The organism is Gehongia tenuis, from assembly GCF_014384795.1.
GTDB classification, from domain to species: domain Bacteria; phylum Bacillota; class Clostridia; order Christensenellales; family NSJ-53; genus Gehongia; species Gehongia tenuis.
This window is the reverse complement of the sequence record NZ_JACRSR010000001.1, coordinates 892,320-910,224: the sequence shown is the minus strand read 5'-3', so window position 1 is coordinate 910,224 and position 17,905 is coordinate 892,320. Positions and strand designations below refer to the sequence as shown.

General features: G+C 55.6%; 19 protein-coding genes. All 19 read right to left on the bottom strand.

Annotation, left to right across the window (positions count from 1 at the left end):
• Positions 1–111: 111 nt before the first annotated feature.
• Positions 112–4,470 (bottom strand): PolC-type DNA polymerase III, encoded by a 4,359-nt coding sequence (locus H8696_RS04520; RefSeq protein ID WP_249315169.1) that lies wholly within the window; start codon positions 4,468–4,470, stop codon positions 112–114.
• A gap of 15 nt (positions 4,471–4,485) precedes the next feature.
• Positions 4,486–5,550, bottom strand: a complete 1,065-nt coding sequence (gene ispG, locus H8696_RS04515) for a flavodoxin-dependent (E)-4-hydroxy-3-methylbut-2-enyl-diphosphate synthase (protein ID WP_407926368.1) — start codon at positions 5,548–5,550, stop codon at positions 4,486–4,488.
• Between the two features lie 2 nt (positions 5,551–5,552).
• The gene (gene rseP / locus H8696_RS04510; protein ID WP_249315167.1) at positions 5,553–6,587 is read right to left on the bottom strand and encodes an RIP metalloprotease RseP; all 1,035 of its coding nucleotides are present in this window, start codon (positions 6,585–6,587) and stop codon (positions 5,553–5,555) included.
• Positions 6,588–6,635: 48 nt separating this feature from the next.
• Positions 6,636–7,787 (bottom strand): 1-deoxy-D-xylulose-5-phosphate reductoisomerase, encoded by a 1,152-nt coding sequence (gene dxr, locus H8696_RS04505; protein WP_249315166.1) that lies wholly within the window; start codon positions 7,785–7,787, stop codon positions 6,636–6,638.
• 3 nt (positions 7,788–7,790) lie between these two features.
• Positions 7,791–8,600 (bottom strand): phosphatidate cytidylyltransferase, encoded by an 810-nt coding sequence (locus H8696_RS04500; protein ID WP_249315165.1) that lies wholly within the window; start codon positions 8,598–8,600, stop codon positions 7,791–7,793.
• Between the two features lie 4 nt (positions 8,601–8,604).
• Entirely contained in the window at positions 8,605–9,414 is an 810-nt protein-coding gene (locus H8696_RS04495; RefSeq protein WP_283244854.1) for an isoprenyl transferase, read from the bottom strand.
• Positions 9,415–9,438: 24 nt separating this feature from the next.
• Positions 9,439–9,996, bottom strand: coding sequence for a ribosome recycling factor (frr, locus tag H8696_RS04490; protein WP_330605328.1), 558 nt, complete (start codon positions 9,994–9,996; stop codon positions 9,439–9,441).
• Positions 9,997–10,056: 60 nt separating this feature from the next.
• The gene (pyrH, locus tag H8696_RS04485) at positions 10,057–10,764 is read right to left on the bottom strand and encodes a UMP kinase (protein ID WP_249315163.1); all 708 of its coding nucleotides are present in this window, start codon (positions 10,762–10,764) and stop codon (positions 10,057–10,059) included.
• A gap of 72 nt (positions 10,765–10,836) precedes the next feature.
• The gene (gene tsf, locus H8696_RS04480) at positions 10,837–11,484 is read right to left on the bottom strand and encodes a translation elongation factor Ts (protein WP_249315162.1); all 648 of its coding nucleotides are present in this window, start codon (positions 11,482–11,484) and stop codon (positions 10,837–10,839) included.
• Positions 11,485–11,553: 69 nt separating this feature from the next.
• Positions 11,554–12,336 carry a 30S ribosomal protein S2 gene (gene rpsB / locus H8696_RS04475; RefSeq protein ID WP_249315161.1) on the bottom strand — a complete coding sequence of 261 codons (783 nt, stop codon included), beginning with the start codon at positions 12,334–12,336 and terminating at the stop codon, positions 11,554–11,556.
• 139 nt (positions 12,337–12,475) lie between these two features.
• Complete coding sequence (locus tag H8696_RS04470; RefSeq protein WP_249315160.1) at positions 12,476–12,751, bottom strand: DUF1292 domain-containing protein; 276 nt, start codon at positions 12,749–12,751, stop codon at positions 12,476–12,478.
• Between the two features lies 1 nt (position 12,752).
• A complete protein-coding gene (gene ruvX / locus H8696_RS04465; RefSeq protein WP_249315159.1) occupies positions 12,753–13,178 on the bottom strand; it encodes a Holliday junction resolvase RuvX in 426 nt (141 codons plus the stop codon).
• A gap of 12 nt (positions 13,179–13,190) precedes the next feature.
• A complete protein-coding gene (locus H8696_RS04460) occupies positions 13,191–14,135 on the bottom strand; it encodes an aldo/keto reductase (RefSeq protein WP_249315158.1) in 945 nt (314 codons plus the stop codon).
• Positions 14,136–14,139: 4 nt separating this feature from the next.
• Positions 14,140–14,403 (bottom strand): IreB family regulatory phosphoprotein, encoded by a 264-nt coding sequence (locus H8696_RS04455; RefSeq protein ID WP_249315157.1) that lies wholly within the window; start codon positions 14,401–14,403, stop codon positions 14,140–14,142.
• Positions 14,404–14,468: 65 nt separating this feature from the next.
• Positions 14,469–15,512 (bottom strand): AI-2E family transporter, encoded by a 1,044-nt coding sequence (locus H8696_RS04450; RefSeq protein WP_249315156.1) that lies wholly within the window; start codon positions 15,510–15,512, stop codon positions 14,469–14,471.
• A 63-nt stretch (positions 15,513–15,575) separates the two neighbouring features.
• On the bottom strand, positions 15,576–15,725 hold the full coding sequence (locus H8696_RS04445) for a hypothetical protein (RefSeq protein ID WP_249315155.1): 150 nt from the start codon (positions 15,723–15,725) through the stop codon (positions 15,576–15,578).
• Between the two features lie 4 nt (positions 15,726–15,729).
• Positions 15,730–16,206, bottom strand: a complete 477-nt coding sequence (locus H8696_RS04440; RefSeq protein WP_249315154.1) for a PRC-barrel domain-containing protein — start codon at positions 16,204–16,206, stop codon at positions 15,730–15,732.
• Between the two features lie 129 nt (positions 16,207–16,335).
• Positions 16,336–16,710, bottom strand: a complete 375-nt coding sequence (nifU, locus tag H8696_RS04435; protein ID WP_330605326.1) for a Fe-S cluster assembly scaffold protein NifU — start codon at positions 16,708–16,710, stop codon at positions 16,336–16,338.
• A complete protein-coding gene (nifS, locus tag H8696_RS04430; protein WP_249315153.1) occupies positions 16,703–17,893 on the bottom strand; it encodes a cysteine desulfurase NifS in 1,191 nt (396 codons plus the stop codon). Before nifS ends, nifU begins: the two co-directional genes overlap by 8 nt.
• Between the last annotated feature and the right edge of the window lie 12 nt (positions 17,894–17,905).

The following is a 17,905-nucleotide window of genomic DNA, read 5'->3' as shown; positions in this document are numbered from 1 at the left end:
AATTATGGTTATTATAGCACAACGCACCAGTTCCCGCAAGTAAAAAGGGCTTCACTCTAGCATTTTAACGGCATTTTAAGCCTATTTACAGTTTTCCCGGGTTGGCAAATTTTATAAGGACAGGCCGGCAAATAGCGAAAGCTGATTGCTGTCCGGCAGATCCTTGAAGCAGCCCAGCCCCTTAAAGATCTCGATATTGGTCTTATTGACCGAAGTGCGCTGCTGGAAGTCCTCGATGGAGATAAAGGGTCCGTCCTTCCTCGCCTCCACAATGCTTCTGGCCGCCGCCTCCCCCAGTCCGGGCACCGCCATGAAGGGCGGCAAAAGTCCCTTGTCGGTGATGATAAACTTCTTGGCGTCGGACTTATAGAGATCAATACCCTCAAAGAAGATCCCGCGAAGATTCATCTCCACAATCAACTCCAGAACGGTCAGCCGGTCCTTTTCCTTCACGCTCAGCTTCGTGGTCTTGCCCTTTTCGTTGAGCGCCTTCCGCTCCTCCCGCACGGCGTCAAGGCCCTTGGTCATGGTAAGAGCGTCGAAATCCGCGAGGGCGCGTATGCTGAGGCATGCCGCATAGAAGGCCTTGGGATAATAGACCTTAAAGTAGGCGATGCGAAGAGCCATCATCACATAGGCCGCGGCATGGGCCTTCGGAAACATGTACTTGATCTTGCGGCAGGAATCCATGAACCACTCGGGCACGTCGTGCTCGATCATGGCTTCCTCCATCTCGGGCTTCAGCCCCTTGCCCTTTCGCACGCTCTCCATGGTCGTAAAGGCCATCTTCGGCGGCACGCCTTCAGCGATGAGCTGATTCATGATGTCATCCCGTGTACAGATGGTTTCCTTGAGGACAGCAATGTTCTTTCGAATGAGCTCCTGAGCGTTGTTGAGCCATACATCGGTGCCATGGGAAAGACCGCTGATACGGATCAGTTCAGCCATGGTCCTGGGCCGGGTTTCGATGAGCATCTCCTGCACAAAGCTGGTGCCAAACTCGGGAATGAAATAGGTGCCCACCTGGCAGTCCAGCTCCTCCGGTGTGACGCCCAGGGTCTCCGTGGTGGAAAAAAGGGACATCACCCGCTCATCGTTGAGAGGTATGCTGAAGGGGTCCACCCCCGTCAGATCCTGAAGCATACGAATCATGGTCGGATCATCATGCCCCAGGATGTCCAGCTTCACCAACCGGTCATGCAGGGAGTTGAAGTCAAAATGGGTGGTGATGATTCCCGACGTCTTGTCATCAGCGGGATGCTGCACCGGCGTGAACAAATGTACATCGATCTCCTTGGGCACGACCACGATGCCGCCCGGATGCTGGCCGGTGGTGCGCTTGACCCCGGAACAGCCCTTGGAAAGCCGGTCCAGCTCCGCCTTGGATATCCTCTCCAGCATCCCCTTCTCTTCGAAGTATTTGAGCACGAAGCCATAGGCCGTCTTTTCCTTCACCGTACCGATGGTACCCGCCCGGAACACGTTCCCGGTACCAAAGATTTCCTCGGTGTATTTGTGCATGACGCTTTGGTATTCGCCGGAGAAATTGAGATCGATATCGGGAACCTTATCGCCCTCAAAGCCGAGGAACACCTCAAAAGGAATATCATAGCCCTGGCGAAGCATAGCCGTGCCGCAGCAGGGGCAGTCCATGGGCGGCAGGTCCACGCCGCAGGCATATTTCTTCACATCCACGTTAAAATCGCTGTGTTTGCACTTCGGACACACATAGTGGGGCGGCAGCGCGTTCACTTCGGTGATCTCAAGGAACGTCGCCACCAGGGAAGAGCCGACCGAACCCCGGGAGCCCACCAAATATCCATCGGAAAGGGATTTTTTAACCAGCTTGTGGGCGATCCAGTACAGCACCGCAAACCCATGCCCGATGATGGATTTGAGCTCCTTGTCCAGCCGCGCTTGAACGATATCCGGCAGCGGATCGCCATAGATCTCATGGGCGCGCTTCGTAGCCATCTCCCGCACCGCGTCCTCCGCACCCTCAATCTTCGGGTGAAAGGTCTCGTTGGGGAAGGGCCGCATGGCCTCGATTTGATCGGCGATGGCATTCGGCGCCTCGATCACCACCCGCCGGGCGGTTTCAGGATCGAGATAATCGAACTCCGCCAGCATCTCCGGGGTGGATCTGAAATAGAGGGGCGCCTGCTGGTCCGCATCCTCAAAGCCCTGTCCCTTCATCAGGATCCGGCGGAACACCTCATCCCGGGGATTGAGAAAATGAACATCGCAGGTGGCGACCACCGGCTTAGAGAGCTTGTCCCCGAGGGCGATGATCTTTTTATTGATGTCAATCAGCTTTTGGCGGTCAGCGCGGCCCTGCCGGATCAAAAATTCATTGTTGCCCAGGGGCTGAATCTCCAGAAAATCATAGAAACCTGCAATGCGTTCCAGTTCCGCCTCCGGCCTGCCGTCCAGAATGGCTTTGAACAGTTCCCCCTGCTCACAGGCGGAACCGAACAAAAGCCCCTTGCGGTATTTTTGCATCACATCCCGGGGCAGCCGGGGCGTACGGTTGAAGTACTCCAGGTGGGATATGGTGATGAGCTTATAGAGGTTCATCAGTCCCTCCTGGTTCTTTGCAAGCACAATGATATGATGGCGGCCGATGCCCGCCACATTGTGATCATTCAGTTTCTCGTCAATGGCCTCCAGCGTGTGAATATCCTGTTCCTCCAGGCGCTTCAGGCTTTGCAGCAGAATTTCACCGGTGGTGTTCGCATCGTCCACCGCCCGGTGATGCCGTCCCATGGAAATCTTGAGGTGCCTTGCAATGGTATCCAGCCGGTGACGCTTCAGCTCCCGGAAAATCTGCCGGGCGAGAAGCAGGGTATCCAACACCGCAAAGCCGGAAAAATCCGGGCCGTTCGTTCGCACTGACTCCGCTTTCAAAAAGCCCACGTCAAAGGAGGCGTTATGGGCTACCAAAATGGAACCTTCCGCAAATTTATAGAAATCCTTAAGGGCGGGGCCCGCCTTTGGCGCGTCCGCCACCATGGCGTCGGTGATGCTGGTCAGCTCAGTGATTTTGGCGGGAATGGGCATCTCCGGATTGACAAAGGTGGAGAAGCGCCCCACCACTTTCCGGTCCTCAATCTTGACCGCTCCGATCTCGGTCAGGCGGTCCTTGCCGGCATATAGGCCGGTGGTCTCCACGTCAAAAACCACGAAGGTCCGGTTAAAATCTCCGCAGGCCCCGCCCTGGACAATGCCCTGAAGATCCTCCATCAAATAGCCTTCGACGCCAAAGATAATCTTGAAATCCTTGCGGCTGGCATAATCGTAAGCCTCAGGAAAAGCCTGCACCACACCATGGTCGGTGATGGCAAGGGCCTTATGGCCCCAGGCCGCCGCCTGATCGATGGCCTTTTTGATGCTGAGGACCGAATCCATGGAGCTCATCTGGGTGTGAAGATGCAGTTCCACCCGTTTCTCCTCGGCCTCGTCCAGCCGCACCTCCGGCTGGGCCTTTTCAAGGTCCTTCGCCATGATGACCGCTTCCTGGGAAAAGGTGTCGAGCACCACCTCGCCCCGCACTTTAAGCCAGCAGCCGGGTTTCAGGTCCTTTTCAATCTCCTCCAGCTTCTCCAGCTTCAGGAAGGATTTCACATAGATGCTGCTGGTATAGTCAGTAAGCGCAAAATTGACCAATGCTTTGAGTCCGTCCTTCAGCGGACGGGTTTCCAGGCTCACCACTTCACCCCGCACGGTGACCCGTCCCGATTCCAGGGAAAGCTCCTCAATGGGCGTCGCCGCTTCGTTTCCGATGCCATAGCCCATCAGCGTATCCTCATTGGCTTTGATCCGTTTCGGACCGCCGCTCTTCCGGGGGGCGCGGGAGGATTTCTCCGGCTGGGGATTGGCGGGTTTGACCGCCTCCGCCGGCGGCTGGACCACCGCAAGCTTTGCCTTTTCCTGAAGAAGCCTTTCTTTTTCCTCCGCCTCCGCTTCCTCGTTCGCCGCTCCGTCGGAATCAAACTTCACGGCCACCGCCCGGCCAAAATGCTGCACAATATGCTCCTGAAGCAGATGACCGGCGTTCTTGTGAAGCAGCGTCTCCACCAGTGTGGGCTGGGGCACCTTCACCGTAAGGGCATCCCCTTCAAGGGACAGCCTGGTTTCGTCCATCCAGGCTTTGAAGGAGGGCATCTCCTCCAAAAGAGCATCCAGAATAAACCGGCCGCCCGCGGCCAGTTCATCCTCCAGGTTTCTTTGTTCCATGGGTTTCCAAACGATATCCACCGATACCTTAGCTTGAGAAAAGGTGGCGCTGAAAGCTCCGGCGAGGAGCTGATCTCCATTCGGAACGCTCTCCCCCCGGCCCTCAAATTGGACGCTGATGCTCCGATCCTGTTCATTCACCAGGGCACGCACCAAGGTCAGTCTTTCAGCCAGCTCCCCATATCCTTGTTCAATCAGGCATGCCTTCCAGCCCGCGGCCGCCTGCTTTGTCATAAATTCATCTTCCTTTCAGGAGCGTTTTGCCGCCGCCAGATTTTCAGCGGCTTTCACCAGTTCCTCCACGTAGCGGGATTCGGGCACGGTTTTTACCTTCTCACCCTTCATGAAAAGAATGCCGGATCCTTTGCCGCCCGCAATGCCAAGATCCGCTTCCCGGGCTTCTCCCGGCCCGTTGACCACGCAGCCCATCACCGCCACCTTGAGGGGCAGCTTGGGATCAAGTCGGCGCTCCACCTCACGAACCACTTTCTCCACGTTGTACTGGCACCGTCCGCAGGTGGGGCAGCTGATCATTTCAAGACCCGCTTTTCCGTAGCCAAGGCTCTTCAAGATGGCCTTGCCCACCTTCACTTCCTCCACCGGATCCCCGGTGATGGATACGCGGATGGTGTCCCCAATGCCCTGAAGCAACAGGGCGCCGATACCGACGCTGGATTTCACCGTGGAGGAAAAGCTTGTCCCCGCCTCCGTCACCCCGATATGAAGGGGATAATCACAGGCCCGGGAGATGCGCTCAGTGCTTCGCACCGTCAGCTCCGCCGAGGAAGCCTTGAGGGACAGGACAATATTTTGAAAGTTAAATTTCTCCAAAAGCTTCACGTGGCCCATGGTGGCCTCATAGAGAGCTTCCGGCGTGGGGCCGCCGTACCGAGCCAGGATATCCTTTGGCAAAGAGCCGCCGTTTACCCCGATGCGGATGGGAACCCCGTGATCCTTGGCAGAGCTCACCACTTCCCGAACCCGCGCTTCGCTGCCAATGTTGCCGGGATTGATCCTTACTTTCGCAATTCCCGCTTCCATGACCGCAAGGGCAAGCCGGTAATCGAAATGGATATCGGCAACCAGAGGCACCTTCGCACCGGGAACAATTTTCTTCAGCGCTTCCGCGCATTCACCGTCCAGCACTGCAAGACGTATAATCTCACAGCCCGCATCCTCCAGTGCCCGAATCTGGCGGAGGGTAGCCTCGACATCCCGCGTATCGGTGTTGGTCATGGACTGCACGGTGACGGGCGCATCGCCGCCGATGGGCACACATCCCGCCATGACCTGCCGGGTTGTTCTTCTTTCGATCATTACGAACCTCCTATGAGCCGCACGATATCCTTATAGGTGAAAAGCAGCATGATGCCAAAGAGCACCACCAGGCCGATCATATGGACCAGACCCTCCTTGTTCGGATCGATGGGCTTTCGGCGAATGCCCTCGATGATGAGAAACACCAGCCGGCCGCCGTCGAGAGCCGGCAGGGGCAGCAGATTGATCAGCCCAAGGTTGAGGCTGATCAGCATCACCATCTGAAGCAGGTACACAAAGCCCTGGGAGGCCATCTCGCTCATCACGCCGATGGTACCCACCGGACCCATGATATCGTTCACCCCTTCCCCCTTGAAGAACAGATTGCCCAGATAGCCCAGCATCTGACCCAGAATATCAAAGTTGAGCTTCACCGATTCGCCAATGGAGCTGAAAATGCCATAGCGCTCCTTTTCCTGGCCGAAAGTGATGCCCACCCGGCTTTTTTGCAGCTCCTCATCAAAATAGGTGGAAACCTGAATATTTTGCCGCTGTCCATCCCTTTCCACCGTAAGCTCAAAGGATTCGCCGCCCGCCGCGATCTTCTCGCTGATGGCCTCCGCCGAATCGGCTTCCTCACCGTTGACGGCCACAATGACATCGCCCGCCTGAATGCCCGCTGCCGCTGCCGGCGTGCCCGCAGCGACTTCCGCAATCTCCGGGGTGACCACATAGATGCCGATGACCGAAAACAGAATGATGCCGACCAGAATGGCAATGACGATGTTCATCAAAGGTCCGGCGGCCACCACCAGGAATCTTTGCCAAACCGGCTTTTTGTTCATGGCATCGGGGTCGTCCAAATCCTCATCTTCGCCGTAGAACTTGCAGTATCCGCCAAAGGGCAGGGCGCGCAGACTGTACATGATGCCATTCTTCCGGCTGGTTTTGGAGACGAGTTTAGGCCCCATGCCCACCGCAAACTCAATCACTTTGAACTTGAAAAGCCGTGCAACGCTGAAATGCCCCAGTTCATGAAAGAATACGATGATCCCCAGTATCAAAATGGCTATAAGTATGGACCAGAAACCCAAACAATCACCTCATATCCAAATGCGTTCTTCCTAGTCTATGTACGAATCTTACTCCACATCCATCCAAAGCGCAACTTTGCGGCGCACCTCGAGGTCAAAGCCCAGGATGGTGTCAAGATCGGGCGCCGGCGCATGAACCGTATCCGCCATAGCCCGCTCCACCAGTTCCGCCATGCGGCCGAAGGGAATCCTCTCCTTCAAAAAGGCGGCCACCGCCACTTCGCCCGCCGCATTGAACGCCACCGGCATCAATCCCCCGCTTTCCAGGGCCTCATAGGCGAGGCGCAGCGCCGGGAACCGGTTCATGTCCGCATCCTCAAAGGTCAGCTGGCCAATGGATGCAAAATCCAGCCTCGGGCCGGACAGATTCCTTCGCTCATCCTCCATCAGCGCCAGCTGGATGGGAAGCCGCATATCCGGCACCCCTAACTGGGCGATCACGGCACCGTCCTTCAGCTCCACCATGGAATGGACGATGCTTTGGGGGTGGACCACCACCTTGATCTCCCTCCCCGATACCTGAAAAAGATGGGCGGCTTCGATGACCTCCAGCCCCTTGTTCATCAGGCTCGCTGAATCCACCGTAACCTTGGCGCCCATGTTCCAGGTGGGATGGTTGAGGGCATCCTTCACCGTGGCTTTTTCAATGCGTTCACGGCTCCATGTCCGGAAGGGCCCGCCGGAAGCGGTGAGAAGAATGCGGAGAAGATCGCCGGGCCTGGTTCCCATCAGGCTTTGATGGATTGCCGAGTGCTCACTGTCCACCGGCAGCAATACCCCGTTCGTTTCCCTTACGGCCCGCATCACCAAATCTCCGCCGGCCACCAGCGTCTCCTTGTTGGCAAGGGCGATCTTCTTACCTGCACGAATGGCCGCCAAAGTGGGCAGAAGCCCGCACATGCCCACCACGCTCACCAGCACCATATCCACTTCAGGAAGGGTCGCCGCCTCACGATTGCAGTCCGCCCCCGATGCAAGACAAACACTTGGGGGCAGCAAAGGCGCCAGCTCACGCGCTGCCGCCTCCTCCACCAAGCCCACAAACGCGGGCCTGAATTCTTCGATCTGTCTATTAAGAAGCTCCCAGTTCCCATGGGCCGTCAGCGCAATGACTTCCAATTCGTCCCGGTGCTCCCGCACCACGTCCAGCGCCTGCGTACCAATGGAGCCCGTGGAACCCAATATGGCAATACGCTTCATGCTCTATGCTCCTAAAAATAGTGTCCACAGCATCCAGGTCATGGGCGCCGTGAAAAGAACGCCGTCAAAACGGTCTATGATTCCGCCGTGGCCCGGCAGGAAGTTTCCAAAATCCTTCACGCCCAGCTTGCGCTTGATCACGCTGGCGCTGAGATCCCCCAGTGGCCCCGCAATGCCGCATAAAATGCCGGTCAGCACAAAATACAGCATGGACACCGGCACATGGAAAAGATGCTCCACCACCAGGGCCGTAGCGATGCCCGCCAGAATGCTGCCCGCAAATCCGCCGATGAAACCTTCCACCGTCTTTTTGGGGCTCACCTTGGGACAGAGCTTGTGCCTGCCGAAGGCTCTGCCGGCGAAATAGGCGAAGGTATCGCCAATGAACGTGCAGGCAAGCACCAAAATCACCATGATCTTGCCCATGGGCTCCGGTTCGAAGCGCATCAACAGCGCCAAAAATCCAAGGGGCATGGCGGGATAAAACAGACCAAAGGCGGTGCCCGTCAGATCCCCCATCGTGTCCTCCATGTGAAAGACCTGCCACGCCAAGGCCACTACAAAGCCAAGACAGAAAACGATGAGCATACCCATGGCACCCTTCCAGAGCATGGCGGGCACCAGCAGGGCACTGATCACGAAACCAGGCCATTCCACGATCCGGTAGTTGGCGCTCTTAAAGACGCTTTGAATCTCATGGGTGCCAATCAGCATGAGGCCCCCCACCGTGATCCAATAGGGCCAGCCGCCAAAGATGATCACCGCCACCAGATAGATGGCCCACAATACGCCGGTTACGATTCTCTTTCCCATAGCCCTACCCTTCCGTTACCCCACCAAAACGGCGGTTTCTTTTTTGATAATCCTGAAGCGCTTCAAGATAATCCGCTTCCCCGAAATCGGGGAACAGGGTATCGGTAAAGTATAGTTCGGCATAGGAAATTTGATACAGCAAAAAGTTGCTGATTCTAAGCTCGCCGCTGGTTCGGATCACGAGATCCGGATCGGGCAGCCCAGCGGTATCGAGATAGCGGCCCAAGGTCCCCTCGTTCACATCCTCCAGACAAATTTCACCCGCCAAAAGCTCCTTGCCGAAGCGCTTGAGGCCGTCCGCAATCTCAAGCCGGCTCCCATAATTGAGGGCAATGCTCAGTTTGAGCCCGTCATTGTCCTTCGTCCGTTCCATGGCCTCGCCCACGCAGGCGACCACCTTTTCAGGCAGCTCATCGTAGTGGCCGATGATGCGGATGCGAACGCCGTTTTCGTCCAGTTCGTCGATTTCCCTGGCCATGAATTCCACCAGAAGGTTCATCAAAAAACCAACCTCCTGGGCCGGACGCTTCTTATTTTCCGTGGAAAACGCGTAAAGGGTGAGCGCCTCCATCCCCAGATCCGATGACATGCGGATGGTGTTCTTGAGGGCCGTCATAGCCGCCCTGTGGCCCATGCTTCGGGGGAGCCCCCGCTTCGTGGCCCAGCGTCCATTGCCGTCCATGATGACGGCCACGTGGCGGGGTATGCGCTTTGGATCCAAATTTGCCCATTCCTCAGGCGCTTTGGAACGAAACCATTTGGCTTTCCCGTCCATCTCGATCCTCCGTCCGTTTAATGAGGATTCCCAGGACATCCGTCCTGGGAATCTTGTATTCGTTTAGATTTCCATGATTTCCTTTTCTTTTTCAGCCGTGATGCCTTCCAGCATCTTGACCTTGGCATCGGTGAGCTTTTGAATCTCATCCTCCAGGTCCTTATAATCGTCTTCCGTCATTTCGCCGTTCTTCTTCTGGCGCCGGAACTGATCGATGGTATCCCTCCGCACCGCCCGCACGGCCACCTTGGCCTCCTCGTTCTTCTTATAGAGCACCTTGACCAGCTCCTTGCGGCGCTCCTCCGTCAGTTCGGGGAAGACGAGGCGGATCATCTTGCCATCGTTGGAGGGGGTCAAGCCAAGGTCGGAAGCAAGAAGTGCTTTTTCCACTTCCTTCAGCATACTGGTGTCCCAAAGGGTAATGGTCAAAAGCCGGGGCTCCGGGACTGCCACATTGCCCACCTGATTGATGGGCGTGGGAACGCCGTAATAGTCCACCATGATGCGGTCCAACACCTGAGGGTTGGCCCGGCTGGCCCGCAGGCTGGCCAAATCCTGTTTATAAAGTTCAACTGTCTTTTCCATTTTCTTTGTTGCTGCTTGAATCAATGCATCCGGCACAGAGATCCCTCCTTTACTGAGTACCATTTTATAAGATTTTCACCAATTGTACAAGTGCCTTTAACGAATTAAGGTGCCCGTCGCTTCGCCCATCACGGCTTTGACAATATTCCCGGGCTCGGCCAGCGAAAACACACTGATGGGAATATGATTGTCCATGCAAAGGGTGACCGCCGTGGTGTCCATGGCGGACAGACCCCGGTTGATGAAATCCAGATAACCGATCTCATCAAAGCGCTTGGCATCGGAAACCTGATTTGGATCGGCATTGTAGACGCCGTCCACATTCTTTGCCAGTAAAATGGCATCCGCTTCAATTTCCGCCGCCCGAAGCGCCGCCGCCGTGTCGGTGGAAAAATAGGGGTTGCCGCTGCCGCAGGCAAAGATCACGATGCGTCCCTTCTCCAGGTGGCGCACCGCCCGGCGGCGGATGTAGGGTTCGGCGATCTGCCGCATCTCAATGGCGGTCTGCACCCGGGTTTCCATGCCCTTATGCTCCAAAGCGTCCTGCAGCGCCAGGGCGTTCAGCACCGTGGAAAGCATCCCCATGTAGTCCGCCGTGGTGCGGTCCATCTCCTTGCCGTCCCGGCCCCGCCAGAAGTTGCCGCCGCCCACCAGGATACCCACCTGGACACCCAGCTTAACCGTGTCGATGATGGCGTCGGTCACCTCGCCTATGACATCGTTGTCGAATCCGAAATGTTTGTCCCCGGCCAGCGCTTCGCCGCTGATCTTCAAAATCACCCTGTTGTATATCGGCTTACTCATCCAAAGCACCTCCTGATTATGAAAAAGCCCCATTCCCCGCGAATTTGCGGTTTATGGGGCTGTTTCGATTCATTAGCCATTCATCTGGGACATAACTTCCTCAGCAAAGTTGTCCTCGCGCTTCTGCAGGCCTTCACCCATCTCATAGCGGACGAAACGGCGCACCGCGATCTTTTCGCCGATTTTGGCGACCTTCTCGTTAACCAGCTGAGAAACGGTCATATCGGGATCCTTCACAAAGGGCTGTTCGAGGAGGCATACATCCTTATAATACTTCTGGATGCGGCCTTCCACCATCTTGTCCACGATCTTCTCGGGCTTGCCCTCGTTCAAAGCCTGGATACGGAGAATCTCCTTCTCCTTCTCGATAACATCCTGGGGAACCTCTTCCTTGGACACATACTGGGGGTTGGAAGCGGCGATCTGCATGGCGATATCCCGCACGAAGCTCTTGAAATCGTCGGTCTTGGCCACGAAGTCGGTCTCGCAGTTCACTTCCACCAAAACGCCAATTCGGCCGCCCATGTGGATATAGGATTCCACGATACCCTCGGCGGCAATGCGGCCGGCCTTCTTGGCAGCCGCGGCAAGACCCTTCTCACGAAGAAGCTCAACAGCCTTTTCCATATCGCCGTCCGTCTCCGTAAGGGCCTTCTTGCAATCCATCATACCCACGCCGGTGCGCTCTCTCAGCTCCTTGACTTGGCTTGCAGTAATCATAACATTTTCCTCCTTTTCAAAGTAACCGTAAAAAAGGGGAAGATATCCTCTTCCCCTCCAGCTTCAATCTTAAGCCTCGGCAGGCACGACTGCCTCAGCTGCGGGAGCGGCTTCCACCGCTTCGGCCTGGGCCTCGGGTGCGGGCGCCGCAGGGGCGTCCTCCATCTGCTCGCCCTGATGTCCCTCGAGAACGGCGTCAGCCATCTTGCCGGAAATGAGTTTCACAGCACGGATAGCATCATCGTTGCCGGGGATCACGTAATCCACCTCATCGGGGTCACAGTTGGTGTCCACAATGGCGACGATCGGAATACCGAGAATGCGCGCTTCCGCCACGGCGATATGCTCCTTTTTGGGATCCACCACAAAAAGGGCGCCGGGCAGAGATTTCATCTCGCGAATGCCGCCGAGGTTCCTTTCAAGCTTTTCATGCTCCAAACGCAGCTTGATAACTTCCTTCTTGGGCAGCTGCTCGAACACGCCTTCCTCTTCCATGCGCTCGATCTCGTTCATGCGGGCCACACGGGTGCGAATGGTCTTATAGTTGGTCAGCATTCCGCCCAGCCAGCGATGATTGACATAGAACATGCCGCAACGCTTGGCCTCGGCCTCAATGGATTCCTGGGCCTGTTTCTTGGTGCCCACGAACAGGATGCTCTTGCCCTCCATGGCAAGGTCCCGAACGAAGTAATAGGCATCATCAATCTTCCGAACGGTTTTCTGAAGGTCAATGATGTAGATGCCGTTGCGTTCCGTAAAAATGTACTGGCTCATTTTCGGATTCCAACGACGGGTTTGATGTCCAAAGTGCACGCCCGCTTCCAAAAGCTGTTTCATCGAAATAACAGGCATACTTCCACCTCCTTGTTTTTTCCACCTTCCGCTTCCACTCCCAAGGCCACCGGCAGGCCAGTGTGCCGGCACAAGCTTGGGATCCGCGAAAGTGCGTTATCGCCATATACTATACCATAGGCCCGCCGGGAAGGCAAGCTTATTCGTCCGAATCGCCCTCATCATCATAGAGCCGGAGAAACTCCTCATAGATCTTTTGCAGCTCTTCCTTGTCCTCCACGCCCACGTAGATATCGTCTCCATTTTCATCCAGCTGAATCTCAAAAATCACCACTTCATCCTCGCCCACGTCCTCCATGGGGTCAAGAGGATACAGGGCCATGTAAGCGCCGCTTCCGTATTCAAAGGTCATCAAATGCTCAAACCGAACGGTCTCGCCGTTTTCGTCCAACAATTCCACGATATTCTCTTCCATCTCACAGCTCCTTTCGAACGCGCAGGGCGTCCAGATAGTTTTCGAGGATCAAAACGGCGGCCAGCTTGTCCACCACTTTTTTGCGTTTCTTCCGGGACGTGTCATTCCCAATCAAAATCTTTTCGGCCATCACTGTGGTCAGCCGCTCGTCCCAATATTCCATGGGAATATCGCAGATGGTCTGAAGTTTTTCGCCGAACTCCCGGGCCATTTCCGCGGACGGACCTTCAGTTCCATTCATATTTTTCGGCAGCCCTATCACAATGCGCTGAGGTTTTAAATCCGCAAGCAGCCCTTCAAAATGGGCGAGATCGTCCGCCTCCGAACGACGGGTGTAGGATTCCACCCCTTGGGCAATCAGTCCCGTATCATCCGAAATGGCAACACCGATTCTTCTTGTGCCTACATCCAATGCTAGGATACGCAAATATTCACCTTCCTAAATCACCTTGATACAAAATTGGGGGCAAACCGACGCGCAGTAGCCGCATAAAACGCACCTTGCCCCATCCACGGCGGCCTTACCCTGCTCAATCCGAAGGGCGCCCTGCTGACACCGGGCAACACATTTTCCGCATCCTTCGCACCAGTCGTGGATCATCAGCCTGCGCCGATGCCCGGAGAGTTTCCGGACCAGCGCCGGGTCCGGCTCCCGTCCGGAAAAGATGGCGGAATTGACCAAAATCTCCTCCACACTCTGCATGCCCGTCGCCACCGCATGCACATAGGGGCTTTGCAGAACATAATCGAATGCTTCCCGGCTCTCCTGCAGGTGGTGCCCGCCGCCAAGAGGCTTCATGGCAAAGATGCCCTTCCCCTCAAGATAGGCGGAAGCCACCACAGCCTCCATAGCTTTTCCGTCCCCATCGGCCACGCCAAGACCCCAGCGGTTGAAGATGGGGTGGACAATTTCAAGCTCGGGATAAAGGAGCGCCCCCTTAACGGCGGCCACATGGTGGGTGGACAGGCCTACCGCACGGATCACGCCCTTTTGCTTATACTCCAAAAGCCGCTCCACCGCCTCGTAGTGACCCCGGATGGTGTGTACGCTTTCCTGCTCGTGGAGCAAAAATAGATCAATATAGTCCCGGCCCAGTTCCCTCAATGCCTTTTCCACGCTGGCTTCGGCACTCTTTCGGTCGTAGGCATAGGATTTGGTGGCGATCACCGCGTCCTCCTTCATCCGCAAAACCTGCCGAAGATGGGCATAAGTTTCATAAAGCTCAGCCGTATCAAAAAAATAGATGCCCTGTTCCAGGGCACACTCAAACAAAGGGATGCACGCATCGGGCGTCATGTTCTGCTGCAGAGGGGAAATGGTCAGTGTTCCAAAGCAAAGCCTTGAAACCTCAATTCCCGTCCTGCCCAGAACCGTCCCCGGCATCCCGCTATTTTTTTGAATTACCATTGAGATAGTAGCGAACCATTTCCTCCAGGATTTCGTCCCGTTCCAAACGACGGATCAGCGTCCTGGCGTGGTTGTAGCTGGTGATGTAGGTGGGATCACCGGACATGATATAGCCCACGATCTGATTGATGGGCTCGTATCCCTTCTCAATGAGAGCATTGTAAACCGTATCCATGATTTCCCGCACCTGTTTTGCGTTGTCCGATTCCATGTGAAAGTGCATGGTTTCTTCCAGCCTGTCCATAGTTAGCCTCCTTCCAAGGACCTTTAGGACCTATGGACCTATTATAGCTTATCCCCCATGATTTTTCAAACTTTTTCCTCATCAAATCGGGCAATCAGTCGTTCTTTGTAAATGGTGGTCACCGTTTCCCGCGCCATCAGCACGATAGGTACCGCGAGAAGCATGCCCGCAACGCCCATGAACTGGCCTCCAAGAAGCACAATGAGAATCACGAACAGCGGATGGATGCCCACCGTGTTCCCCACAATCTTCGGCGTGATGAAGGTGGACTCCAGCTGCTGGATGCCCACGGCCACCGCCAAAGCGATGATCATTTTGGTGAGCCCCTGCGTCGCGGCGGCCAGTGTAATAAAGGCGCCGCCAAGGAAAGGGCCGAAGTAAGGAATAATATTGAATACGCCCATGGCAAGACCGAGAACCAAGCCATACTTGATGCCAAAAACGGCAAGTCCGATGGAGGTGGTCACGCCCACAATGATGCACACAATCAGCTGGCCCCTCAGATATCCCATGAGGGATTTATGGATGCTGGCCAAAATACGCTGCACCGAGGGGCGGTATCGGATGGGTATGAGTTTTTTCAGCAGTCCCAGGAAATACTCCTGATCCTTGAGAAGATAGAAGGCCAGAACGGGCACCAGAGCAATCCAAATCACCTTTTCCATGGCGGCCAGCAGGGCGTCCGTCCAGTGCTCCACCATGCCGGACAGGGAGCCCTGAAGATTGGCCAGCGTGTCCTCCAGGCTTTGCATGATGTTGATGTTCATGTCCCAGGCATCCACTTTTTCCTGCAGCCGGGCCACAAAGTTTTTGAGAATATCCAGATACTCCGGCACCCTCTCGATCATCTCCTGCATCTCTGAGATGATGGCGGGCACCACCAGCCATACGATAAGAGCGAGTAAAATGACTAAAAAAACAAGAATAATGGCGAGCGCCCAGCCACGCTTCATGTGCTTTTCCAGGAATTTAACCAGCGGATTGATGAGATAGGCGACAATGATGCCGATGATTAGCGGAACCGTCACGCCCGGCGCCGAAAAAAACAAAAAAAGGAGAGCCGCCAGCGCAAAGGCCACCAAAATCCAATATTTGATCTTTGTCTTCACGCCCGCAACCTCCCTTCGAGCAAAGAAGAAGGCGGCGCCTTCTTCTTGTGCAGGGGCATGGAATTACTTCATCATTCGAACGATCTTCCGGCCGTATTTCTTCATCCTTTTGGCCGAAAGGGGGCCGGCAGGCACCAGCATTGCAGTGGCCGCGGCCGCGGCAATACCCAGCATGCTGCCAGCGATAAAACCGGTTGTGCATGATTTTTTCACATCTTCACTCCCTCTCTTGATGAATCTGTGGCACGATGACGTTTCCGCTCTCGCCCTGAAAGACAAACTGCTCATACTGCGGCCTGCCCTCCCGGTAATCGTCCAGTATGGACCTTGAAACGGTGAGGCGTACCGTGTGACCGGTCTGTTCGTCCATGGCGATATCGGTAACATGTCCCAGCTCCTTGCCTTCGGTGTCGTAAACCTTCGGAGTCTGCTGAAAAGGTCCCTCAAACACCCATGCATCCTTCGGCATTTTCATCAGACCATCGGGATCCACCATTACACAGTTGCTGCCCATCAGGTTGACCTTGCTCCACGGCACATAGGTTGTTTTTTTCATCAAACCCTTCTTTTCCACCACCAGGCCGGAAACTTTGCGTTCACCCGGCTGACAAACCACGTCCTTCACCGTGCCCGCCACCGTACCGGAGGCTTCATAGACCACGGGCAGTCCAACCAATTCATTGCGGCTTTTCAAAAACATCACCCTTTTCGTTGCCCTTCTCTATTTTGGCCTTGGCAGCGGCCATTCATGAATGGCAAATTAAGCAAAATAAAAGCGAACGGCGTTACTTCCGTTCGCTTAGTTTGTCTAGTGGATCAGCGTTTATGCGCCTTTGGCGCGGCTTTTGTAATCCTCAATGGCAGCCTTCAAAGCTTCCTCGGCCAGCACCGAGCAGTGCATCTTCACCGGCGGCAAACCGTCCAAAGCTTCCGCCACAGCCTTGTTGGTGATCTTAAGAGCCTCGTCCAGCGTTTTGCCCTTCACAAGCTCTGTCGCCATGCTGCTGGTGGCGATGGCCGCACCGCAGCCAAAGGTTTTAAATTTCACATCCACGATGCGGTCGTTCTCCACCTTAAGATACATCTTCATGATGTCGCCGCACTTGGCGTTGCCCACCTGAGCCACGCCGTTGGCATCCTCCAGCTCCCCCACGTTCCTGGGATTCATAAAATGATCCATTACCTTTTCGCTATACAAGGCGTTCCCCTCCTTTAATCTGTTCGAAAAGCGGCGACATGGCCCGAAGCCGTTCCACGATGGGCGGCAGCGTTTCCAGCACGTACTTTACATCCTCCATGGTGTTGTCATCACCCAGCGTCATTCTGAGGGAACCATGGGCCTTCTCATGGGGCAGACCAATGGCCAGCAGCACGTGGGAGGGATCAAGGGAGCCGGACGTACAGGCCGAGCCGCTGGAAGCGGCAATGTTTTTCATATCCAGCATGATAAGCAGGGACTCGCCCTCAATAAACTCAAAGCTGATGTTCACGTTGTTGGGCAGCCGGTTGGTGGCATGTCCATTGAGCCTGCTGTAAGGAATGGTCTCCAGGATGCCGTGAATGAGGGCGTCCCGCATCTCGGTCATCTTTCGGGCATGTTCCTCCCGGTTTGCCGCGGCCAGTTCAATGGCCCTGCCCAAACCCACGATGCCGGGTACGTTCTCTGTTCCGGCGCGCTTGCCCCGTTCCTGTGCGCCGCCAAGCAGAAAACTGTCCAGCTTTACGCCCTTTCTCGCATACAGCGCGCCCACGCCCTTGGGGCCGTTAAACTTGTGGGCGGACAGGGACAGAAGATCGATGTTGTCCGCTTTCACATCCACCGGCAGCTGCCCGATGGCTTGTACACCGTCGGTATGAAATAAAATACTGTGTTTCTTCGCAATCTCACCGATCTCTCGAATGGGCATAATGGTGCCGATCTCGTTGTTGGCGTACATGATCGTAATGAGAATGGTATCCTCCCGAATGGCCTTCTCCACCTGCTCCGGACTGATCCAGCCGTTCTCGTCCACGGGCAGATAGGTCACCTCAAAGCCAAGCTGTTCCAGATACTCACAGGTATGCAGCACCGCATGGTGTTCCACATTCGACGTGATGATGTGCCTGCCCTTGCCCTCCTTGCTCATCCGAAGCGCTACTGAACGGATGGCCCAGTTATCCGATTCCGTGCCGCAGCCCGTAAAGTAGATCTCCGCCGGGTCAGCGTTCAGCGCTTTCGCCACCTGATCCCGGGCTTTGTCCACCGCCGCTCTTGCATCCTGTCCAATTCTATATACGGTGGAGGCGTTGCCGTAATGATCCACAAAGTACGGTACCATGGCCTCAAGCACCTCCGGCTTCATGGCCGTCGTGCCCGCATGATCCAAGTAGATCGTCTTCATTTCTCTCTCATC